This window comes from Pseudomonas sp. TH31 (assembly GCF_016650815.1).
Classification (GTDB): domain Bacteria; phylum Pseudomonadota; class Gammaproteobacteria; order Pseudomonadales; family Pseudomonadaceae; genus Aquipseudomonas.
On record NZ_JAEKEZ010000022.1, the window covers coordinates 17834 to 40300 of the forward strand.

A 22467-nucleotide genomic window follows, 5' to 3' on the forward strand; every position below is an offset into this window, starting at 1 on the left:
ATCCCGGGGACGGAGCGGCCATCACGTCAACCAATGCCACCACAACAACGTCCCCACCAACCCCACTACCGACACGATGGTTTGCAGAATCGACCAGACCCAGATCGTCTGTTTGAGCTGCAAGCCAAAGTACTCGCGCACCATCCAGAATCCGGCGTCGTTCACGTGGCAGAAAAACACTGAACCGGCGCCAATCGCCAACGCCACCAAAGAGCTTTGCGTCGCCGCCAGCCCCGCCATCATCGGCGCCAGAATGCCCGCCGTGGTGGTGGTCGCTACCGTCGCCGAACCGGTGGCTTGACGCAACGCCACGGCAATCAACCAGGCCAGCAGCAAGTACGGCATGTGCGCACCTTCAGCGACTTTGCTGATGGTCTGGCTGACGCCGGCATCGAGCAGCGTTTGCTTCAGGCCACCACCGGCACCGATGGTCAGCAGCAACACGGCAATCGGCGCCAGGCTTTTGCGCAGGGTGCCACCGACTTGTTCGCGGGGCATGCCGTTGGCCCAGCCGAGGCAGATCACCGCCGCCATCACTGCAATACCCAGCGCCACCAGTGGCTCGCCGAGGAATCTCAGGGTCAGGGCGACGGAGCTTTCGGGGCTCATCGCAACTTTCGCCAACGTGCTGCCGAGCATCAGCAGCACCGGCAACAGGATGATCAGCAACGACATCCCGAAACTTGGCTGGCGGGGGGCCTTGGGCGGGGCGCTGAACAGGGCGCCGAGCTCTGCCGGCTCATCGACGTGCATGCGTTTCGACAGCCAGTTGCCGTAGATCGGGCCCGCCAGAATCACCGCCGGAATCGCGATGCTGAAACCCAGCAACATGGTCAGGCCCAGGTCGGCATGCAACGCGCTAACCGCAATCAGTGGCCCGGATGCGGTGGCATCAAGGCGTGCAACGTGGTCATCCCGGCCAGCGCCGGAATGGCGATCTTCAGTAATGGCTGACCCGAACGGCGCGCCATCACAAAGATGATTGGCACCATCATCACCAGCCCGACTTCGAAAAACAGCGGCAGGCCGATCACCATCGCCACCAGCGCCATGACCCACGGCAAGGACTTGCCTTTACCCAACCCGAGCAAGGTCGAGGCAATGCGGTCGGCCGCCCCGGATTCGGCCATCAACGCACCGAGCATCGACCCCAGGGCAATGATGATCCCCGCTTCACCAAGAATCGCCCCCGCGCCTTTGCTGAACGCTTTGGCTACATCTTCTGGTGGCAAACCGGCGCCGACCCCGGCAATGAAGGTACCGATCAAAATCGAAAGAAAGGGCGGGAGTTTGGTGGCGCTGATCAACACGATAATCGTGGCAATCGCCAGCAGGCAGCAAAGGATCAAGCGGGTGTCGTGAACCATCCAGGCAGCGGTCGATAAATCCAAAACGGGACTCCTTATCGGGCAGATACCGTTGCAACATATTGTTGCAATTTGTTCGGAGAATACCTGATATGGCCAGGACAGAGCGCTGGGTTTTGTAACCGTCTCGCAGGGGAATTCGGCAAGCTAAATGGCACACCGCCATTATTTTTGTAGGACAAGCCAAAAACACTCTTCAGAAAATATCCCGAAGGCCGATGGTTAGGCTGCATACCGCTTTCTACCCAGCCCTCGGTGCTTTCCCATGTTCAATAAACGCTTGAAGCAGGAGCTGTCGGCTCTTCGCGAAGAACTCTCCAGTCTCCTGCAAGTGAAGGAAAGTCTGGAAAGCGAGATGCTGGTCCTGACCCTTGAACCGGACGGGCGTATTCAATCGATCAACCAGAATTTCCTCGGCGAGATGCTCTACAGGAGCAACGACCTGATCGGACGGCAGATCGAAGACATCGTGCCGGTTCATGTGAAATCCGACGAATTCCACAACCGCTTCAAGACGGCGCTGACCCGTGGCGAGCATTTTGCCGGCACCGTGCGTCTGCTGCGCGGCAATGGTGCCGAGGCCTGGTTGCGTTCGATCATGCAACCGGTGCGTTCGGCAGACGGTCGCATCAAGCATTTCTCGATTTACTCCAGCGACCTGACCCGCACCATCGAAGCCTCCCGCGAGCACGAGAACCTGATCGGCGCGCTGGTGCGTTCGACGGCGGTGATCGAGTTCGACCTCAACGGCAATGTGCTGACCGCCAATGATCGGTTCCTCAGTGGCATGGGTTACAGCCTGGCGCAGATCCAGGGCAAACATCACCGCACCTTCTGCTTTCCCGAGGAGTACAACAGCGCCGAGTATCAGAACTTCTGGCGTCGTCTGAACAGCGGCGAGTTTGTGGCCGAGCGTTTCAAGCGTGTCGACAGCCATGGTCGAACGGTCTGGCTGGAGGCGTCCTACAACCCGGTGGTCGATGCCAATAACAAACTCTACAAAGTGGTGAAGTTCGCCACGGTGATTACCGATCAGGTCAATCAGGAGCAAGCGGTTGCCGAGGCGGCCAACATCGCCTACAGCACGTCGCTGCAAACCGACAACAGCGCCCAGCGCGGCACGGCCGTGGTCACTCAAGCGGTGAGCGTGATGCGCGACCTGGCCAGGCATATGCAAACCGCCGGTGAAGGCATCGAAGCCTTGAACGAGCAGTCGCTGGTGATCGGCACCATCGTCAAGACCATCAGCGGTATTGCCGAGCAGACCAACCTGTTGGCGCTCAACGCGGCCATCGAAGCGGCGCGTGCCGGTGAACAGGGCCGGGGGTTTGCCGTGGTGGCGGACGAAGTCCGGCAATTGGCGTCGCGCACCAGCCAGGCCACTGACGAAATCGTCGGCGTCGTGCGGCAGAACCAGGACATGGCGCGCAATGCCGTGAGCCTGATGACCGACGGCAAACTCCAGGCCGAACAGGGCCTGGCGTTGGCGGCAGAGGCGGGTACGGTGATTGTCGAAATCCAGGACGGTGCGCAGAAAGTGGTGAATGCGGTCGGGCAGTTTGCCAATCAACTGGCGACTTGATTCGCAGGCTTAAATAGAAGTAAACGCGAAAAGATCGCAGCCTGCGGCAGCTCCTACAGGGGAATATCAATTCATGTAGGAGCTGCCGAAGGCTGCGATCTTTTCATAACGACACCACCGTATCTCGCAATGGCCTGCATCACGGTTCCCGCTACAATCGGTGCTTTCCCCCGGAGCAGACTTCCATGACCGTTTCCCATCGCCGTCCGGTGCCGTTGTCCAAGGCTTATCGTCTGCTCAATCACGGGCCGACCGTGCTGGTCAGCGCGGCCCACGACGGCCAGCGCAATATCATGGCTGCTGCCTGGGCGATGCCGCTGGATTTTGAACCGCCGAAAATCGCCGTGGTGCTGGACAAGTCCACCTGGACCCGGCAATTGCTGGAAGCCTCGGGTACGTTCGTGGTGAACGTGCCCTGCGCTGCGCAGGCCGATATCGTCCAGACCGTTGGCTCGACGTCGGGCCTGGAATTAACGCAAGGGCAGGGCCAGGACAAGTTCCAGGCGTATGGCTTGCAGACCTTTAGTGGCGAGTTGATCGAGGCGCCGATGCTTGAAGGTTGCGTCGCATGGCTGGAATGCCGGCTGCTGCCGGAGCCGCACAATCACCAGCAGTACGATCTGTTTCTGGCTGAGGTGATTGCCGCTCAAGCCGATGAGCGCGTGTTCAGCGACGGCCGCTGGCACTTCGAAGGGCAAGACGGATTGCGCACGCTGCACCATGTCGCCGGTGGACACTTCCTGAAAATTGGCGACCCGGTGGACGGCAAGACGCTGGGCGAGTCTGACTAAAGAGCGCAGATTGGGGACGGTTCAAACTCTGCGCGCAACAACGAAAGTTGCAGCAAGTCGTGATGTTCACCCAGCCAGAAACCGGCCTGACGAAGCCGTCCTTCCTGGACGAAACCCAAGCGTTCAAGCAACTTCAAGCACGCCGGGTTCTCCGGGTGGACGGTGGCCTCGATCCGATTGAGCTGCATCTGCTCAAACCCCCAGGCCAGCACCGCTTGCAGCGCTTCGGACATGATGCCTTTGCCGAAGGACGATTGCCCGAGCGCGAAACCCAGTGAACCGCTTTTCCACTGCCGGTTCCATTTGAACAGGCCGCAATTGCCCAGTAACTCTTCGTCTGCTTTGTACTGGATGCCCCAGCGAATACCGGGATTTGGTAGCGTGCGCGATGCGGCGAAGGTGTCGACCAATGCCTGGGCCTGGGCGATTTCGGTGATCGGGTCCATGCCAAACCAGCGCATGGCTTGCTGATCACCGTGAATCGCCAGCAGAGTCGGGGCGTCGGCGCATACTATTTCGCGCAGTCGCAGGCGCGGTGTTTCGAGGGACGGGAAGCCGCTCATGGAGTGTCCTTATTCGTCGGCCGGGAAGTCGGTCAATTGATCGCTGCGGCCACAGTCTGCGCATTTTCGGTGTTTTTCAAATCCACAGATCATTTTCCGCGGTACGTTCGCCTCCCTGACTCCCGGTGTTCAGCACGCCTTTGGGTTCGATCAGCAGCAGTTTCACTTCTTGTTCTGCCGCCGGTTTGTGTTCAATGCCCTTGGGCACGACGTACATTTCACCGGCCGACACCAGAACGTGGCCGTCGCGAAAGTCGATGCGCAGTTGCCCTTCAAGGACGATGAAAGTTTCGTCTGTGTCCAAGTGGTCATGCCAAATGAAATCCCCCAGCAGTTTCACCACTTTGAACTGGTAGTCGTTCATTTCAGCGATGACCCTGGGCGACCAGTGCTGGTCGATCAAGTCGATTTTCTGTACGAAGTTCAGGCTTTTGTAAGTGCTCATCTGGTGGCGCTCCGGGTTGATCTCGGGGCCACGATAACCCGCGTAGCGGTGTGATTCTTGAACGATTGTGCGTGACTCAGCGCCGGTGCATTTTCATCCAGCGGGCCGGTGACATTCCGTAGGTTTTGCTGAACTGCCGGGTCATGTGGCTCTGGTCGGTGAATCCGGCGATCAGGGCCGCGCTGACCAGTGACTGGCCCTGCATCAGCAGCGAACGGACCAGGTCCAGGCGACGCATGGTCAGGTAGCGGTAAGGGCTGGTGCCGAACAGCAGGCGGAAATCCCGCGACAGACTCCAGCGATCCCGGCCACTGTGTTGCGCCAGTTCGTCCAGGGTCACGGTGTGATCAAGTGCACTGTGCATGAACTCCCGGGCGCGCTCCGCTGCCACATAGTCGAAGTGCTGGCGTTGGCCGTTCACACCGGACACACCGTTCAAAGCGTGCGCCAGATCGAACAACGCGTCCTGTTCTTCCAGTGGATCAAGCGGATCATCCAGGCTGCGCATCAGCACATCGGTGGCCGCGAACAGGCGAGGATCGGTGGACAGACCGGTCTTGATAAACGGCAGCGGTTGGCCGCCAAGGATCTGTTGGATCAGCGCCGGTTCGATGTACATCATTCGGTATTGGAAGCCGATATCGGTACCGGCCTCGCCATCGTGGGCTTCGTCCGGATGCAGCACCAGGGTGCCGTCCGGCAGACTGTGACGCCGACTGCCGCGATATTGAAAACTCTGCACCCCGGCCAGGGTGCGGCCGATGGCATAGGTGTCGTGGCGGTGGAGTTCGTAGCCGTGGCCGGCAAAAAATGCCTCGATACGCTCCAGCCCGCCAACGTTGGGGGCGCGATGGAACCAGTCGCTGGGTGACGGGTGCTTGACCATGATGCTGTTGTCTTGAGCTCGATGCAGAGCACGTTAACCCAGTGCCAACCCGCCTGTCTGCTCGTGCGTAGAGTCGTCGGGACAAGTGGAAAACAGTCAGCAAATGTTGCAAGGTACTGAACATTCTCTGAAGCCAGGCAGGCGACCCTCCTCATGGACATCACTCACCTGAGTTACGCCGCACCCTTGTTGTCGTTGGCGCTGTTGTGGACCGTCGCAGTGGTGACCCCGGGCCCAACTTCTTCAACACCGCACAACTGGCGGCCAGTTGCTCTCGCAAGCATGGCGTAGTGGCTGCGCTGGGCGTCGCCACGGGCACGGTGTTGTGGGGATTGGCCGGTGGCCTGGGGATCAAGTCGCTGTTCAGCGCGGCACCGACGCTTTATCTGACGTTCAAGATTGCCGGTGGCTGTTACCTGATCTATCTGGGCTTGAAGCAGTTCAAACGCAAACCGGCGACCGTGCCGGGCGCTAACGACCCGCTGAGCGGGGCGGGGCGCACGTTGCTGTCGGCTTATGGTCGCGGCTTTGTCGGCAACATGACCAATCCGAAAGCGGCACTGTTCGTCGCAACGATTTTCGCCACCGCCATGCCGGCCTCACCGCCACCGATGTTGCTGGCGCTGGCGGTGCTGACCATGGCGAGCCTGTCGTTCAGTTGGTATTGCAGCGTCGCGCTGCTGTTTGCCAGCCGTCGGGTCGCGGGCGCTTATGAGCGTTCACGCAAATGGCTGGACCGCTTTGCAGGCAGTTGCTACTTGCTGTTTGGTGCGCATTTGGTGGCCTCTCGCTGAGAGGCCCTGTAGCGCTATTGTCGATGCCGACTGAATCTTTAATTCATCGGCTTTGCCATGGTATGAAACAGCACGTTCATAATGAGACCAGGTCATGAGCAAGCTGCGGGTAGGGATTATTTTCGGGGGGCCAGTGTTGAAGCGAGCGAGCGTATTCGCACCCTGGCCATCGAGGCGTTTCAGGTGCTTGGCTGTTCCGGATTGGCGCGGGTCGATGTGTTCCTGACCGACAGCGGCGAAGTATTGATCAACGAGATCAACTCGCTGCCAGGCTTCACCCGCATCAGCATGTATCCCAAACTGTGGCAGGCCACCGGCATGAGCTACAGCGAATTGGTCAGCCGCTTGATCGACCTGGCGCTGGAGAAACATCAGGCGCGGCAGGCGTTGAAAATCAGTCGCTAGGCCGTGTGTAAATATTCAATCAAGGATGTATCGATGATGGCTTCAACTGTCTACCTGTTTTCCTATGGCACCTTGCAGGACAAAGCCGTACAACTGGCCAACTTCGGCCGCGAACTGACCGGCAGCGCCGATGCGATGCTGGGGTATGAGCAATCCTGGGTGGAAATTACCGACCCTGAAGTATTGGCCACCAGTGGCAAGACCCACCACCCGATTCTGCGCCCCGGTAGCGACAGCAGTGCGCCGATTCCCGGGATGGTGTTCCAGATCACCCCCGAAGAACTGGCCGCCGCCGACAGCTATGAAGTGTCGGACTACCAGCGCGTTAGTGTGGTGCTGGAGTCCGGGATTGAAGCGTGGGTGTATGTGAGCGTGTAGTTGCGTCGTAGCCCCTTGCTCCGAATGAAACTCGGACCCGAAGGTAAGTTTGAGAGCCGTCCGGATTCCGCTTTGAGTGGATTGCCGAACCCAAAAGGGCCTACCTCCCGGTAAGCCCTTTCTCATTCCAGCGTACGAATCAATCCCCCAGCGCTTCCCCCTCACGCCGCGGATCTGCCCCGCCCGCCAACGACGCCTTCCCTTGCGCATCCTTCACCCGAACAATCGCCTGGGTCCCGCTGGTCATGTCGATTTCGTTCACCGCATGCCCTTTGTCCTTCAGCGCCTGAATCAGCGCCGCGCTGAACTGCCCTTGTTCCAGTTCGGTCGGGCCGTTGCGGCTGCCGAAGTTGGGCAGGCTGATGGCGGCTTGCGGGTCGAGGTTCCAGTCGAGCAGGCCGATGGTGGATTTGGCGACGTATTCGATGATTTGCGAACCGCCAGGAGAGCCGACGGTGGCGAGGAATTCGCCGTTCTGGCGGTCGAAGATCAGGGTCGGCGCCATGGACGAGCGTGGGCGTTTACCCGGTTCGACGCGGTTGGCGACTTTCTGGCCGTTCTCTTCGGGGATAAACGAGAAGTCGGTCATCTGGTTGTTGAGCATGAAGCCCTGGACCATCAGGTGCGAGCCGAATGCGGCTTCGACGGTGGTGGTCATGGACACCGCGCCACCCTCGTCATCGACGGCTACCACTTGCGAGGTGGAGATGCGCAGTGGCGAACGGTCCGGTGCGTAGGCAACTTGAATGCCCGGCGGCGTGCCGGGTTTGGCCGTGCCCATGCTGCGGTCGCCGATCAGGGCGGCGCGGCTGGCGATATAAGCCGGGTCGACCAGGCCTTTGACCGGCACTGGCACGAAGTCGGTGTCGGCCACGTATTGCGCGCGGTCGGCGTAGGCCAGGCGCTCGGCTTCGGAGATCAGGTGCACGGCTTCAGGGGCGGGTTCGATGCCCGCCGGTTTTGTGCTCTTGAGCGGTTTGAGTGGCGCCAGGGCAAAGCGCGGGTCGCGGGTTTCCAGGGCTTGCAAGGTGCCGAGGATCTGCGCCACGGCGATTCCGCCCGATGACGGTGGCGGCATGCCGCAGACCTGCCAGCGTTTGTAGTCGGTGCACAGCGGCGCGCGTTCCTTGGCCTTGTAGCCTTGAAGATCATTCAGTGACAAGCTGCCGGGGTTTTTATGGCCCTGGACCTTGGCGACGATTTCTTCGGCAATCGGCCCTTTGTACAACGCATCAGGACCTTCGTTGGCGATGCGTTCAAGTACGGCCGCCAGTGCCGGGTTTTTCAGCAGCGTGCCGACGGCTTTCGGGCTGCCATCGGCATTCATGAAATACGCCATCATGTCCGGCGAACGCTGCATCGACGAGTCCGAAGCGATCAGTTGATGCAGGCGCGGTGAGATCGCAAAGCCTTGTTCGGCGAGTTTGATCGCCGGCTCGAACAGCGTCGCCCATGGCAGGCGACCGTGTTTTTGATGGGCCAGTTCCAGTGCCCGCAACACACCCGGCGTGCCGACCGAACGACCACCAATCTGCGCCTGAGTGAACGGCATCGGCTGCCCGTCGGCCTGCAGGAAAAGTTTCTCGGTGGCACCGGCCGGTGCGGTTTCACGGCCATCGTAGGTGCGCACGTTCTTGCCGTCCCACAACACAATCAACGCGCCGCCACCGATGCCGGACGATTGCGGCTCCACCAGCGTCAGCACTGCTTGCATCGCGATAGCGGCATCAATCGCCGAACCGCCTTGACGCAGCATCTCCCGTCCGGCAGCGGCCGCCAGCGGATTGGCCGCGGCCGCCATGTGTTTCGAGGCGTAGCGGGTTTGCAGGTCGGTACGGAAACCGGAGGCCGCTTCCGGGGCGACCGGCAATGTCGAGACCGAAGGCGAGGAGGGTGGCGCGTTGCAGGCGGTGAGGGTTAATGCGGTGGCGATCAGCGACAGGGCTGACAGGCGATAGCGACTCAAGTGGAAGGCTGAGAACACGCGGGGCACTCCGTCCGTGGGATAAAAGATGGGAGGACTTTATCGGCCGACGGGGTGCGACGCAAACCTCGTCCTGTAACCAAGGCACTTTTGCCCTTCATCAATGGGTGAGTTTTCTGTAGGGTCGAGGTCAACAGTGCGGCCACAAAACCAACAAGAGGCAGACATGCAGACCGAGTTTCCTACCCAGCCAAGTTACCGTGGGCAACGTGAACAATTTCTGGCCGCGGCCACCGCTGCCGGCGCGACGTTGACCGAGTATCTGCATCCACTCAAAGGGCCGTTCGGTGAATCGTTGAGCACTGATGTGGCGGTGCTCGGCGATCCCGGCGCCAAGCGTCTGCTGATTGCGCTCAGCGGCACCCATGGAGTCGAAGGCTTCTACGGCTCCGGATGCCAGATCAAATGGTTGCAGGACTTGGGCAAGCGTTCGCTGCCGGCCGATGTGGCGGTGGTGATGATCCATCTGATCAATCCGTGGGGCACCGCATGGCTGCGTCGGGTCAATGAAGACAACATCGACCTCAACCGCAATCACCTGAACTTCGAGCGCCCATTGCCGGACAACCAGGCCTACGCCGCGTTGCATGAGATTTATGCCAGCACCGAACTGCACGGCCCCGAGCGTGAGCGCGCCGATGCTGTGCTCGAGGCGCAGATCAATGAACATGGCTGGCCGGCGGTGATGTCAATTGTCGAAGGTGGACAGCACAGTCATCCTGATGGCTTGTTCTATGGTGGTCTGGCGCCGAGCTGGTCGAACCGCACGCTGCATCGGATCATTCAGAAACATGTCGCCCATGCTGACGTCGCGATGTGCTTTGACTTGCACACCGGGGCGGGTGAGTACGGTCATCCGATGCTGCTGACCATTACCGAGGCGGCCTACCCGGCGCTGGCAGATGCCCAGGCCATTTATGGCCCATGGCTCTACACTTTGCACACCGGCGCCAACACCACCAGCGAAACCGGCGTGGCGGCGACCGCAACGGGTTATACCTCGCAGGCGTTGCTCAATGCTTTGCCGCAGGTAAGGCTGATGCCGTTTGTGATCGAGTGCGGGACGTATCCGGGGGCCGACGTTCATCGTCATTTGCGCGATGATCATTGGCTGCATCTGTATGGCAATCCGAGTGATGCGGTTGGGCGCGGGATCAAACTCAATCTGCTGGAGCAGTTCTATCCGGCCGACAGTGACTGGCAGTCCATGGTCTGGCTGCGCACCTGGCAGATTTGGGAGCGAGGGCTGTCCGCGTTGGCGACGCTTTGATCCTGATCCGGTTCTCTGGAATTCCCTTTGGAGAGAACCGCAGTCCCCCAGTGTCTGCCGCTATGCGGTATGGCACTTTTCTCGAGACATAAAAAAACGACCTACCTTTCGGTAAGCCGTTTTTAGTACTTGGTGGTACACAGACATTTGAACCGGGTTCTTAACCATCTGTAATCATTGGGAATTTGTCTTTCAGCTTGCGCAAGGGATACATGTGGGGATACATGGCGCTCGCTGCTAGATGGTTTTTGGCCTTTTTCTTTTCGCCAGAAGGTGCTCGAAAGTCACCGTGTGACACGCGCGTCTGCTCCGACGAACGGTATCACATTAACGGCTTTGGGCTTCCGCGTTTTGAGGCTTTGCTCAACAGCGTCGCGGGGCTAGTTGCCGGCCGGTACCTGTTCGCGCGATCAGCCTGGGATGGTGCGCCCATCTCTACCCAAGCTTCGTAGCCATCGACGTCGATCAGCACTCGCCCGTCAGGCGCCTTTCGCCAAACGTAATCTTTTTCCCAGGTGCCGTCAGCGATCTTTGATCGAATCGCGGCTTCAGTGTATCCCGACTCGCTGGAAAACTTTTTGACGGTCACATAGCGCATTCTTATGCACTCTCCAGTCTGCATACAGGTTCGCAAACTAGTTGCGAAATATCAGCCATTTCGTACAAAAGCTGGCTCGTTTTTTGCGGGTATCACCACTTATCTGAAACTGTTATGCCATCAAGGAAATAACCCCACCATTTCGTGCACAGACGATCAGAGGCTATACAGTGGTTTTTAGGAATCGTTAATTATGATTTCCCAGTACATGAAGTGACCAGGCCAAAGACCATGAAGCGAGAAGATCATCTGCCGCGCCACGACCATTCTGCAGAAGAGATCAATTTCGATCTGGTGCGGATGCAAAAAGCTATCGGGGGTGAACGATTCACCATGCCCGAGAACTTATCACGCGAAGAATTCCGTGTATGGATGCGCGAGAACGCTGAAAAATGCCGGGCCAAGTAGACGTCAGTGAGCACTTTACTCAGCTTTACGCGGCCCTTTCAGAAGACGAACAGGATCTGATTGACGACTTCGTTGACCATTTTAAGATTCACGGACTATTGAAGTTCAGAGGCAAGGTAGGTCCAACTGATGCGGTTCCGCAAAGTGACCCAGACCGGGGCAGGAAAATACGCTTCGCTCAGATCAACAAACTTTGGCACGTCCATATCGGTCATCCGCGATGGAATCCATGCAGGAATCCACTCGCCAGCTACAACACTTCTGATTTCGTGGTTCACTTCCAAAGGTTCTCTAGCTCTCATATCGCGCTGGTGGACTACAGCTCGCACAATCCCATGCGACAGCCTGATGGGAAGTGGCTGTTCAGGCAACGTTGACCCCCATCTCAACATCGCCAAGCGAACGCAGCGCTGTGTGTGTCCTTGGTGACTAATTCGCGTCTTAACGCCCTCAATCGATTGGGGATAGGTCGCACATCCATTTAGTGATTGCTGACTGACGCCAGGCGACAGAGTTGGGGCCTGTCCTGACCTGTTTTGGAAAGGTGCCCTCCCTGATTCGGTGATAAACCGTGTTCCGGCCCAGGCCGGTTATGTGAAGTACCTCGTCGAGTCGCAGAAAACGGTCAATGCTTTCTGTCATCTCCTGATATCCCTCAGCGTTGGTGGTGTCTGCCGCGGTCTACCGACCTTCGGCGCTTTGTTCTCGCCGTCCCGGCAGGCGCGCAGGAACTCCCGAACATCCGCCTTCAGCCAGCAGTGTCTGGTGCCCATTCTGAAACTCTTTGGTAACCAGTCGACGCCCCGAGTCATCCCCTGTCTGATCGCCGCCTCGGTGCGTCCAAGCATCTTTCCCAAGCCGGCAACAAATACTACTTCGCAGTCATCGTCCATCATCGCCCCTTGAATTGGGTGCTGGCTTACGTCGGGCCCTGCGCTTTCAGTCTGGCCAACCCCTGATTGATATGTCCGGCGTTTTCACCGATCGCGTTCAGCGCAGTCCGAATATTGTCGCCGGCTTCATCATGCCCATGGCTTTCGACTAACAGGGTCAGCTCCATTAAAGCAGCCTCCAAAGCGAGCTGGTTTTGATACATCCGTTCCAGTACATCAGGGAGAGAGTATTCGGGGGAAGGCATCGCTTCGACTCAATTCGAGAAAATGAAAGCCTAGCAGTGCTGGTTCAATCGGGGTATGAGCAAACTGCTCACTGCTCACTTCCCGACGGCTATTTTCAACCGGTGAAATGCGCGATGCCTGGGGGTTGTGTATAGCCATTGTTTAAGCGATGCCCAGGGGGTTGTGTATAGCCGGTGAAAGAAACTCGCGGCATTGGCCCAGATTTACCATTTTGGCAGGGTAGACTCGCATGCCACGTCTTGGTGACCTACGAAGTTTGGCGAGTGACGAGGCGCCGTTGCGAGCGCCATGATGCGGGTGGACAGCCCTGTTCATTTCATTGAGTGTCATTGCCCATCGTTGTTTTCGAGGAACCTACGAGGGATGTCAAAGCGCGCGAATCATCGACTTTCTGCTTGCTCCAGGCGAGCACCTCTGACTTGACCCAGGCTACGGCCCGGCCACCCAGCTTCACCTGTTTCGGGAAGCGGCCGGCGTTGGCCATGTCGTAAATCGTGGTCTGGCTCAGGCCTACCAACTCCATAACCTTCGGTAGCCTGATAAATTCGATTCCTTGTTCGTTTAATTCAGTGCTCATTTGTCCGCTCCAAGCCGCAAAGGGAGGGGCAGCCTCCATTCGAGAAAATGAAAGCGTAGCAGCGTTGCTCAATCAAAGTCGTTCATGGGGTTAAGTTTGCAGCGTTCGTTTGGGGCTCGCTCGAGGTCATTCATGGGGTGTTATTGCAGAACGATTCATTCAACGTCGTTCGATGCTGCTACAGACGCATTTCCCTGATGATTCGCCGCGGCTCGGTGCCGAGGGATAGCGCGCGCCTCGCATCTCTTGTGAGCTGGTCGAGCGCCTGCTCCTCAAACGCCGCTGCCATGGCGCTGGCCTTCCTGATGATCAGCAGCGCCAGCTCCGGCGGAAACACCACTTTGTCGGCCGGTAGATAATCACAGTCAATAACGGACACGGCTCTATCCTCGGTGCGCGGTTGATGATGGCGCCGGCGCGGCTTGGTGCAGGAAGCGAAGCAAGTCGATTGCGTCGCCCGTACAGGCGGAGACTCGATAGTCCAAAGGACCTATCCCGCAAGCCTCTCCCACAAGATCTGTGTACAGGAAGAGGCCGGCGAAGAAGTGATTTACTTCATCTGCCGCGTGCGCTGCTAGAGACTGGCCATCACGCACGGTTTTCCAGTCCAGGTGCGAGATCAGCTTGTCCCTTGCTGGCTTTATCACTTCGCGATAGGCATTCAGATCTGCCGACACCAACTCTATCTCGGGTGAATATAGGTTAACGGTCTGCAGATCTTCGTTCAGACTGGCCAAGGTCAGATTCTGCTGACCCCGTGATTTTGCCGGATCTGTGATTTTGCAGATTTGAAGGAGTATGTGATCGATCACAATCCGATTCAGGTCAATAAAAAGCGCCGGCGCTACACGATGTAGCAAGGCGTCCGTTTCAGGGCCGCCCTCATACAAAGCTTTGTAAAGGTTGTAGCAGTTAGTGAGCCAAATACACTCTTCTCGAAAATGAGAAAACTTTTCTCTGAGTGCTGAAATTCGCGGGTCTTCTGCGTTCATTTCACCCCACCATTATCGTTGCAGGCGTCGGGATTGCGCTCTCGACTCAGCCTAGTCGTTTCGTGCTGCTGTCAGCTCGCTGGAAGCACCGGTAAATACTTGACGAGTATCAAGCACCAGCACACCACCTTTCACCTTGGCGGCGGCGTACTGCTTGGGCTGCAAGCAATTCGAACGAGACTCGTCGGCGGGAATCCGTCTAGGGCCTGTCTAGTATTGCTTGGTGCGTTAAGGGTTTACCTGCTCCGGTATTCACCTGTCTAACTCGCCAGCGAGGGCCTGGCAATCGTTAGAGCAGCTTCCTTGACCGCCACCTCCAGAATTTTAGACGGGGCTGGTGCTGGACAAGCTGTGCGAATGCTCGCAAAGCATTGTACTGCGTGGCTTTCAGCGCGCCAGCCGGTGGTGGCGCTGGAGAAGTCCGTCCAACCCTGTCAAAAATTTCGTCAAGGCTGGTCAAGGTTTTAGCCATTTTGGACGGGGTGCGGCGCTCGGATGCGGCGTGCTCCTCCGCGCATCAGGTGGCGCGCTGCTGTCCGGGCGGTTTGACTGTTCGGCAGGGTCACAATCTGTCCAGTGTCGGTCCAGAATTTGTCTGGGGTCTGTCAAAGGTATGAGACGGCCAGGACGGCTTGTTTGACGGCTCCCGCATGGAATCAGCTTCAGACGCACATCCAGCGCCGGTATCGTCTCATGCCTGTCTCACATTCCGTCAAAGCGTGGTCAAAGTAGCGGGCACTCGACACCGTGTTGACTCCAACACAGTGTGTTGTTTTCAACACGCAGCAACCTGATAAAACCTGACATTGGAGCGGCTGGCGCGGGTCATTCATGGGGTGTTTCCGCAAAGGGGGCATTCGACCTAGATCAGCTCCATTCATGGGGTTTGTTTCGCAACGCTCATTCAGCGTCGCTTTCGCGTGCATTGCACCTCATCCATGGGGTTTTTTCGCAAACCTACGTTTGGCCAGTGAAAAACAAAGCAATACCGTGGAAACCACAGTGGAAACCAGCGACCGGCAACCGCTTGCATTGGTAACTTTCCATGGTAACTAGCGTGGTAACCACTGGCCGGGTTCGCACCAGCTTCGCGTAAGAGGGTGCGAACCAGAAGTGTGAACTTGGTGCTGGTACGCGTCGGCGGGCGCGTACCGATGGTGCGTACCAGTCTGCGTACCAATGCCAGACAATTCTGTCTCAGAGTAAGCGTCCAGCACAGTCACCTATCCGAACGCTAAAACTGCCGCGCCAAGAATGCTTGAATCAATCGTGCCCACAGAACAAATGCCCATCATCGTTTCCGAAATTACAGGTAGGGCAATCACGAAGCAAGATGGTTGTTCCATTACCCTTTGGGTCACCATGAACCTTATTGCAGACGCAATATAAGGCTTCGCATCCAGCGGTACTGCAAGTGGGTGTGTCGCGGAGATTCTGACAGCTACTGCAAGAATCTTTGTAACTCCCATCATAAGACATAGGGTCTGCTCGCACTGGGCAGCCACCCTGAGCCAGTGTTTTTTCTGGGTTGATTAGGTTGGGCTCAGGACGCTTGAAGTCTCCTCCTGCCGCTGCGCCGCTCCAAAGAAAAATGACAAGTAAGGCAGAAATGATTGATCTCATTTTGCACCTCGTAGGGATGCGACATTGCGACTCTGGGGGACGGGCCTCCTGAGATTCTAGACCCTTCAACTCCCCCTGCTCGGCGATGAGCACTGCCGGTGATCGGTAAGCATCTGTAAAGGCTTCTGACCCACTTAGGTTATGCACGAATATAGGGCCGATTACAGGTAAGCGTCTGGTGAAAACACCTGTCCCCAAAAATTCGGTCTAAGTGGTTTTGTGACCAGCGAAAAATGGCAACCAATGAGGGCAACCGCTCTTGGCAACCATCACGGGTATCCGCCCCAGAATGCCCCAAGCCGTGGATGCCGGGCGACTTAGCCAGCGCCAGCGACTTAGTAAAACTTAACACTCTGTCGGCGCGAGAGCTTGTCAAAACCTGTCATTGAACGCGCACCAGAACCTAACAAAACCTAACTTTGTAAAGCACCATGGGAGTAGCTGCTTGAGGTGCCTCGGCCTGGCGGTAGGTTGACAGGCTCAACCTATAACGGAAGTCTGATCCCCGTTAGGCGCCATGCAATTAAATCTCGCCGAAGGATAAACTGTGATGGGGCTCCCCCATTTTTATCGGGGACCTCAATCACGAACTTGCTGAAACCTTCGTAACGCATATGGGCGTTCTCGAATGGCTTATTATCTCTAGTCGTAATATTTTTATCTGATCCACCACCACCCGATATCAGCTTGCCCGGTTTCTCGCCTTTCATGAGTTCAACTAGTCCAGATGGCGTGACGAGAGTAGAAATCATTTTCTCTGCTATGCCACTTGCAAATGCCGTTGCTAGGGCTGCGAACGGATTATCCTTAAGCTCTGTTTTGGCTTTTGCCATGATGGAGGCGTTGACCTGCTCTTTAAGGTCTTCTCTTACGCGAGGGAAATCAATGTGTTCCTCCAGGGCTTCAGTGTCCTGAGCTTGAGCAGCCTGTCGAATTTGATAGACCGCTACGTATGGTGCCGAGACAACCCCCGCCAGCGCTATAGCTGCTATACCAACCATAATCAGCAACGGCTTTCTTTGTCTTATTGAGGCGCGTTTATCGGGGACTGAGAGCAGCTCAGCAGCACTTTCGTTCCGCTGTTTGTGACAGTGCCTTGTTGTAATCCACGCCACACTCTGGGCATTTCAACGGATCGCCGAAATCGAACTGTGGAGCTTCATGGTTACACACAGGGCATTGCATAAGGTTCCCTCCTAAAGTTTGATACTCGGATGGACTTTAGCATGCTGTATCAATTTGACAGGTCCTCCTCAGAGGCGAATGAGCAATATCAAGGTATCTGGCGGCTACCCGATCATGTAGGTCATCATCCATGAGTGATGCCGGCCAGGGAGCCATTGGGGGGAAGAGCAGCGGCGACTCCCTGTGACGACTACGCTAAGTGGCGTATAGAACGACCCATGCTTCGAGGTGGCTCATATGGCAAGACGCGGCCGGACTTATCAGTGGCGAGACGAAAAGATCGAAGAGGTAACGTCTGCTCGCACTGGCACTTCACGTCCCAAGCGAACCGCTGCGCCCCCTAAGTCCGCAAGGCTAGGCTTTCAAAATGGATTACTACTTTTCACTTTTTGTAGCGTAATCATGGTGTTTGCAGTGCCCGCGCTGATCGCCGTTTTATACGTTATTTTCTCTGTGATCTTTGGCGAGTGATATGAGTAAAAAGCTGATTTTTATTGCGTTGCTGGTTGCGTACTCCAGCTTCTCACAGGCTCTTGAAAGCGAGTATTACGAAAGCCAAAAAGATATCGAAAAAATCACAAATGAAATCCCGACAATTGTCGGAAGTCTTACCGACCGGGCAAGACTCAATGGAATCAAGATAAATTCTGTAGCTGTGATGAAATTTTCTAAAGCCGATACTGAAGGAGATCCGGACACCAAGGATGGGGACATTGATTACAGCTTTGAAACCGACTCAAAAGAATGCACAGTGCTCGGTTCTGCCGGGTTTTCGTACAGGAATGGCAAATACACGCCGACAACAAGAACGGCACTATGGCTTTTGAAGGGCAAATGCCATGGGCCGGAGTTTCCGTGATCAACAAAGGCCGCCGGCAGGGATACCGACTGCCGAGGCATTGCGCTTCGGCAGTCGGGCTTTCTTCTTATTAGCCCCTTGGTAAGGGGAAGGTTTGCCGTTCGAACCGGCCTTGGTACTTACAGGCGACTTTAGCCTTCTCTATATTCAAAAACACCGCTCCGCCAGCAGGGTTCTTGGTGTCACTAAGCTTCGTATTCAGGTCCATCTATTCACCTACTGGGATTTTTATCGTCTGAATGCCGTCGAGTTGAGGGTCGATGATGCTGTTGGCCGCGGCGATCTCGGTCCAGCGCGACTGATCCCCGTACGCGTCTGCGGAAACCTTCTGAAGGCTGGAGTTGCTGGTGATAACACTCGATACGCCATTCGCCAGCGGTCCGGACAGGACGCTCTTATGCATCCGCTCCAGCACGCTCTGCATCTGATAGAGCGGGACAAGCTGGGTCAGCGCAGCACTCTGGCGCATGACGTTGTTGGCGGCGATCGATACAGGGTTGCCTGGCACCAGCCCACCAAGGGTTGTAATGTCGTTCACTGACGCGCCCACTTGCGCAATAACCGACTGCACAACCGCTTGGGCGGCCACCAGCGGGCGAATCACCGTTTGCACCGTGTCGATGGTGGCATTGGCAAAGCCCTGCACCTGAGAGACGGCATCCTTGACGGTATTGATCGACGAGGTGACGGCATCAGAATTGATGATGCTGGCCAATCCCAATGATTCACCAATGTCGCTATTGATCAGTTTGTCGAGCGTGCCGGTCAGCGCGTTTTCCGTAAGCGGCGCATCGAGGCGCGAAACCACGGTCAATTCCAGGGTGTAGCGCCTGCGATACTCGAACTCAAACACCGGCACGAAGTTCGATAGGAGCACGCTGAAGTAGTACGAGCCAATGTTGAGGGAGAGCGGCAGGCCCTCGTCTCGCATGGTCTCCAACTGCGTGACACGCTCCTGCGCCGTAGCCCCAATGATCCAGCCTGACCACGAAATGTTGTCGTAGTCGACGCCCATTACATCAAAAATGCGCTTGCCGCCGACCAGCTTGTGCATGACGAGTTGCTGCTTGCCGGCGCCCGGGGTAGCCGACTCAGGAACCTCAAGTCCGGTGAACTCGAAATCTCCCAAAATTACACGAGTGGCAAATGGGTCTCCGCCTGGGGCGAAGTTGTCCAGGAAGGTAGTGAAGCTCATCGGTTATCCCCTTGGGAGGGCTGTGCTAGGGGTTCCTGGCATCAGCATGCTGCGAGATGGGTCGAAGCCATTAGTGCTGGTTCGCGGGCGACTCAATGCCTTGGCTTGGTGCTCCGTCACAACTTCTGCAATCTTCTTGCCGTCCAAATGGATTGGCTGAGTCAATTGCACCGTTAGTGATTGCTTGGGCGGTATAGGGACCACCAGAGACTGATCTGACTTATTGGTGAGGCTTGGCAGTAGCGCCCAAGAAGGAGCCGATTTGCCTGCCGCCAACTGAGATGACGTGCCACGGTATTCATCGGCGAACGTCGTCTTTGATATCTGCATCGAAGTTGGCAGGATCATGTTTGCTCCCGCGATCAGCGTATTGAAGATCGTCTGCCAGCCAGTCAGAAAAACCAGAGCGAACGACTTGAAAGCCCCGCCGATATCGCCGTGGAACAGCTTGGTGACGCCGGTCTTGATGTCGCCCCACATAAGCTTCAAGGCGCCGCTGATCTCCTTCCAGTTGTTCCATACCAGTAGCGCCGCTGCTGCCAGACCAACCACAACCAGACCTACTGGGGTAAGTAGCAAGGTCAGTGGCGAGATCATGAAGTACAGAGCCTGACCAATCAGCTTGATTGGCGACAGGAAGGCCATCAGGAAGCCGCGGACGAAGCCAGACGACATGATGAACCCGGCCATAGCCTTGGCAAAATCCAGACCGAAGACCAGTAGAGTGGTGCCGAACCGAGCAATAGCTGGAATCAGGGGTGCCAGCGCTGTGCTGGTGACGAACATCATGGCTTGACCGAGCAGCCAGAAGCCGCGCCCTGCGGCGATGATCATGTTCAGCAGGCCGCCCGCGATCAGGAAGCTTGATAGACCAATAAGCGCATAGGTGAAAGCGGTGACATATTGTGGATTTACGCCCATCCATTTGGTGAGCGAAACAAGGCCATTGTTAAGCTTCGTTATTCCCGCAATAGCCATTGGCAGGACTTGATCGCCCAGCAGCAGCATTAAGTCCTTCCATTTTGCTGCCAGTTCAACCTCTTTGCCTGAAAGGGTTTTACGGGTTTTCTCCACCGAAGCATCAATGCCTAGGGCTTTATGCTGCGCTTCGAGCGAGTGGTGAAGCTTCTCAATGTTCTTGTCGATGAGGGTGAACATCGCGCCGCCGGTAGAGCCGAACAGCATGGCGTTTGACTGCCCAATTGCAGAGTCAGAGGTGATCCCCATGCGCTTGTGCATCGGCATGATGATTTTTTCGTAGAACTCCGTTGGGTTCTGGCTGAACATCTCGGCACCGATCAGCGGGTTACCTTTGAACGCCTTGATGCCGCCCTGCTTGTTCCAAATAACCTTGTTCTCATCCCAAATCTTGTTGGCTACAAGCTCGTGAGCGACCTGGTTAGGAATTTTGACGATGCCGTTCAGCCTGTTGTAGGCGGTCCTGATCGAGAAGCCGGCCGTCTGGCCTTTGAGCATGGTGATGATGGGTTCCATCATGGCAACTGCGTCATCACTCATGTTCATGGCCGCAATACCGCCGCGGGCCTTGAACTGGCGCAGTTGCTCCCAGTTCACCGAGCCACCGGAGGTCTGGGTCATCTTCCAGCCAGCATCCGCAAGCTCATTGAAACGCTTGGCCGATTTCAGACCGCCCGAGTCTTCGATGTAACGCATCATCGCCATGCTGCTGGTTTTCATGACGGCCTGTGTTTCTTCGCTCAGGCCAGAGGTGGCAAAAGCAATTTTGGAGAGCGTCGGCGCTGCGAGCTTGGCGCCGTCCAGCGCCTCCATGCCAGGCAATCCACTTTCCCGGAAGACGCCCTGCGCCTCGGTGAATAGCTTCATGTTGGTGGTGATGCTGGTGCCGATGGAGTTCATCCCTTTGACGAACCGCTCAGACTCCGCATTGACCGCATCAGACATGCCATATAGCGAGAATTTGGCCATTTCCGTCTGGTACTTTTTGGCCTCTGCAAGCGGGGCTTTGAACAACGTAGCAATGCCCATGCCGCCGGCAAACATTGCGCCCCCAATGGCCGCTTGTTTGCCGATCGATGACAGTTTTGCGTTGAGTTTGTCGACATCCTGACCGGTCGTGGCCATGCTTTTGCTGATCAGCGCCATGCCAGCGCTGACGTGGTTGATCAGCGATAATTTTACGGCGACTGCGTATGCTTCAAATGCCATGTCTAGTTACCTTTGTAAGGACGGGTGCGAGGTTATTTCGAGACCTCGAACAGCCAGGGCGAAATAGCTCGTGGCTATTCGCATTTTGAAGATGCCTTTTATCCAATGTGTTCACCTCTCGTTTGTTGGGCCAATGGCCTGTCGTGTTGCTCAATGTCGCGACACATTTGCGAAAAACGAAAACGTCTCGCATCTCGAAATAGTTATTTCTTAATGGTGCCTAGGGTTGGTGAGGCTTCGGGACAGAGGGGGGAGCCAGGTGAGAACGGACCGGGGAAAAGGTGCTCAGGACATTCTCTGATGAACGTGGAAATCGCGAGCTGACAGGCGTTGAACAGAGGTGCGGTGCTAGGTTCTTGGCCGCGGCAAGCGGCGCTGTCTTCAAGAGAGCAGGCGTACACCAGTTCGGCGATAGTGGTATAGCCAGCACTGCGCGCCGTCTCACGCTCCACTGTGTTGATCGCCAGCAGATCGCACAGTCGGTCGAACCCAAGCCCTAGTGCCAGACCTTCTGTATCCACCACTAGCGAGCGCCCGAAACAGGCGAGCACGTTGCGTAGCTCATCTCGCTCATCGCAGCGGTGTTCGGCGAGTTGCTGCTCGATCTCTGCGATTGCACCAGAAGTAAATGGCAGGTTCTGGCGAAGGAGGTTCGCTTTACGCTCCATTGCCCGATGTTCGTTGTGAATGGATTCGAGCCTCTTACTAAACTCGCGACAGATACGGCGGGCAACGATCAGACTGGTACTCATGCTGGCATTGGGTTTTTTAGCGATGTCCGCGAGGGTGGTAACGAGACTGGTGCTCATGAGCGAGCCTCCAAAGGTGTGTTGTCGTAGCTGGCGCGCAGGTGAGCGCCAGCAGTGCAATGGCGACCGGTGGGTGCGTAGCAGGAGCTGCAAACCATGATGTGGCTCAGGTATTGGTCGCGGGCCTGTCGCCACTCGGGTGTGGCAGTGGCAGCGTTTGCGTGTGGGGCGGTGATGAACTGAGCAGGGCGCTCGACCCGAGTGGCCAGCACAAAGCGCGGACGAGACTGACTATCCACTTTTGGCGATTCGGTACCGATGACGACTGGCGGCATGTGATCGAGCAGGCCAGAAAGGAGGCTCAAGTCGCCACCTCACCCTGATTGCGCCATTGCCCAAATGTGTCTGTAGAAAAAAACGGGGGAACGGGGGAACAGTGGGAACAGCCAATGTTTCCGGGGCTTTCAGATGGGGATTCCGTACCCCACGT

General features: G+C 56.8%; 20 protein-coding genes and 5 pseudogenes. 9 read left to right on the forward strand and 16 right to left on the reverse strand.

Annotated elements, in window-relative coordinates:
* Positions 1-21: 21 nt before the first annotated feature.
* Positions 22-1391, reverse strand: a pseudogene (locus JFV26_RS14650) (GntT/GntP/DsdX family permease).
* Positions 1392-1722: 331 nt separating this feature from the next.
* Here JFV26_RS14650 and JFV26_RS34885 point away from each other — a divergent pair.
* From JFV26_RS34885 to JFV26_RS14660, 3 genes and pseudogenes are all read left to right on the forward strand, one after another.
* Positions 1723-2361, forward strand: a pseudogene (locus JFV26_RS34885) (PAS domain-containing protein); the annotation flags it as partial.
* A 156-nt stretch (positions 2362-2517) separates the two neighbouring features.
* Positions 2518-2949: pseudogene (locus tag JFV26_RS34890) on the forward strand (methyl-accepting chemotaxis protein); the annotation flags it as partial.
* Between the two features lie 185 nt (positions 2950-3134).
* On the forward strand, positions 3135-3740 hold the full coding sequence (locus JFV26_RS14660) for a flavin reductase family protein (RefSeq protein ID WP_201193435.1): 606 nt from the start codon (positions 3135-3137) through the stop codon (positions 3738-3740).
* On the opposite strand, the gene JFV26_RS14665 is transcribed toward JFV26_RS14660, so the two are convergent.
* From JFV26_RS14665 to JFV26_RS14675, 3 genes are all read right to left on the reverse strand, one after another.
* Positions 3737-4303, reverse strand: a complete 567-nt coding sequence (locus tag JFV26_RS14665; protein ID WP_201193437.1) for a GNAT family N-acetyltransferase — start codon at positions 4301-4303, stop codon at positions 3737-3739. The genes JFV26_RS14660 and JFV26_RS14665 overlap by 4 nt on opposite strands.
* 76 nt (positions 4304-4379) lie before the next feature.
* On the reverse strand, positions 4380-4748 hold the full coding sequence (locus tag JFV26_RS14670) for a cupin domain-containing protein (protein WP_201193439.1): 369 nt from the start codon (positions 4746-4748) through the stop codon (positions 4380-4382).
* Positions 4749-4824: 76 nt separating this feature from the next.
* Complete coding sequence (locus JFV26_RS14675) at positions 4825-5634, reverse strand: AraC family transcriptional regulator (RefSeq protein WP_201193441.1); 810 nt, start codon at positions 5632-5634, stop codon at positions 4825-4827.
* Positions 5635-5787: 153 nt separating this feature from the next.
* Here JFV26_RS14675 and JFV26_RS14680 point away from each other — a divergent pair.
* The 3 genes and pseudogenes from JFV26_RS14680 to JFV26_RS14690 all read left to right on the forward strand — a co-directional run bounded on the left by JFV26_RS14680 (position 5788) and on the right by JFV26_RS14690 (position 7211).
* A pseudogene (locus JFV26_RS14680) lies at positions 5788-6428 on the forward strand (LysE family translocator).
* Between the two features lie 132 nt (positions 6429-6560).
* Positions 6561-6833: pseudogene (locus JFV26_RS14685) on the forward strand (D-alanine--D-alanine ligase A); the annotation flags it as partial.
* Between the two features lie 33 nt (positions 6834-6866).
* Positions 6867-7211, forward strand: coding sequence for a gamma-glutamylcyclotransferase family protein (locus tag JFV26_RS14690; RefSeq protein WP_201193443.1), 345 nt, complete (start codon positions 6867-6869; stop codon positions 7209-7211).
* A gap of 139 nt (positions 7212-7350) precedes the next feature.
* Here JFV26_RS14690 and ggt read toward each other — a convergent pair whose 3' ends face one another.
* On the reverse strand, positions 7351-9195 hold the full coding sequence (gene ggt / locus JFV26_RS14695) for a gamma-glutamyltransferase (RefSeq protein WP_201193444.1): 1845 nt from the start codon (positions 9193-9195) through the stop codon (positions 7351-7353).
* Positions 9196-9361: 166 nt separating this feature from the next.
* On the opposite strand from ggt, the gene JFV26_RS14700 reads away from it, so the two are divergent.
* Positions 9362-10465 (forward strand): DUF2817 domain-containing protein, encoded by a 1104-nt coding sequence (locus tag JFV26_RS14700; RefSeq protein ID WP_201193446.1) that lies wholly within the window; start codon positions 9362-9364, stop codon positions 10463-10465.
* Positions 10466-10787: 322 nt separating this feature from the next.
* Here JFV26_RS14700 and JFV26_RS14705 read toward each other — a convergent pair whose 3' ends face one another.
* Positions 10788-11063: an excisionase gene (locus JFV26_RS14705; RefSeq protein ID WP_201193447.1), complete on the reverse strand. Its 276-nt coding sequence runs from the start codon at positions 11061-11063 to the stop codon at positions 10788-10790.
* Positions 11064-11294: 231 nt separating this feature from the next.
* Between JFV26_RS14705 and JFV26_RS14710 the strand changes: the two genes are divergently transcribed.
* Entirely contained in the window at positions 11295-11471 is a 177-nt protein-coding gene (locus JFV26_RS14710; RefSeq protein ID WP_201193449.1) for a hypothetical protein, read from the forward strand.
* Between the two features lie 450 nt (positions 11472-11921).
* Here JFV26_RS14710 and JFV26_RS14715 read toward each other — a convergent pair whose 3' ends face one another.
* From JFV26_RS14715 to JFV26_RS14740, 6 genes are all read right to left on the reverse strand, one after another.
* Positions 11922-12113 carry a helix-turn-helix transcriptional regulator gene (locus tag JFV26_RS14715; RefSeq protein WP_201193450.1) on the reverse strand — a complete coding sequence of 64 codons (192 nt, stop codon included), beginning with the start codon at positions 12111-12113 and terminating at the stop codon, positions 11922-11924.
* A gap of 277 nt (positions 12114-12390) precedes the next feature.
* Entirely contained in the window at positions 12391-12609 is a 219-nt protein-coding gene (locus JFV26_RS14720) for a hypothetical protein (RefSeq protein ID WP_201193452.1), read from the reverse strand.
* Positions 12610-12926: 317 nt separating this feature from the next.
* Complete coding sequence (locus tag JFV26_RS14725) at positions 12927-13187, reverse strand: helix-turn-helix transcriptional regulator (protein WP_201193454.1); 261 nt, start codon at positions 13185-13187, stop codon at positions 12927-12929.
* 178 nt (positions 13188-13365) lie between these two features.
* Positions 13366-13566 (reverse strand): hypothetical protein, encoded by a 201-nt coding sequence (locus JFV26_RS14730; RefSeq protein ID WP_201193456.1) that lies wholly within the window; start codon positions 13564-13566, stop codon positions 13366-13368.
* 4 nt (positions 13567-13570) lie between these two features.
* Complete coding sequence (locus JFV26_RS14735) at positions 13571-14179, reverse strand: AbiU2 domain-containing protein (RefSeq protein ID WP_201193458.1); 609 nt, start codon at positions 14177-14179, stop codon at positions 13571-13573.
* 2108 nt (positions 14180-16287) lie between these two features.
* The gene (locus tag JFV26_RS14740; RefSeq protein WP_242487845.1) at positions 16288-16803 is read right to left on the reverse strand and encodes a DUF2939 domain-containing protein; all 516 of its coding nucleotides are present in this window, start codon (positions 16801-16803) and stop codon (positions 16288-16290) included.
* A 656-nt stretch (positions 16804-17459) separates the two neighbouring features.
* Here JFV26_RS14740 and JFV26_RS14745 point away from each other — a divergent pair.
* Positions 17460-17846, forward strand: coding sequence for a hypothetical protein (locus JFV26_RS14745; protein ID WP_201193461.1), 387 nt, complete (start codon positions 17460-17462; stop codon positions 17844-17846).
* A 208-nt stretch (positions 17847-18054) separates the two neighbouring features.
* Here JFV26_RS14745 and JFV26_RS14750 read toward each other — a convergent pair whose 3' ends face one another.
* From JFV26_RS14750 to JFV26_RS14765, 4 genes are all read right to left on the reverse strand, one after another.
* Positions 18055-19041: a hypothetical protein gene (locus JFV26_RS14750; protein ID WP_201193463.1), complete on the reverse strand. Its 987-nt coding sequence runs from the start codon at positions 19039-19041 to the stop codon at positions 18055-18057.
* Between the two features lie 3 nt (positions 19042-19044).
* Positions 19045-21228 carry a hypothetical protein gene (locus JFV26_RS14755; RefSeq protein WP_201193464.1) on the reverse strand — a complete coding sequence of 728 codons (2184 nt, stop codon included), beginning with the start codon at positions 21226-21228 and terminating at the stop codon, positions 19045-19047.
* A 203-nt stretch (positions 21229-21431) separates the two neighbouring features.
* Positions 21432-22037, reverse strand: coding sequence for a hypothetical protein (locus JFV26_RS14760; RefSeq protein ID WP_201193466.1), 606 nt, complete (start codon positions 22035-22037; stop codon positions 21432-21434).
* Positions 22034-22342, reverse strand: coding sequence for a hypothetical protein (locus JFV26_RS14765; RefSeq protein ID WP_201193468.1), 309 nt, complete (start codon positions 22340-22342; stop codon positions 22034-22036). Before JFV26_RS14765 ends, JFV26_RS14760 begins: the two co-directional genes overlap by 4 nt.
* Positions 22343-22467 lie beyond the last annotated feature (125 nt).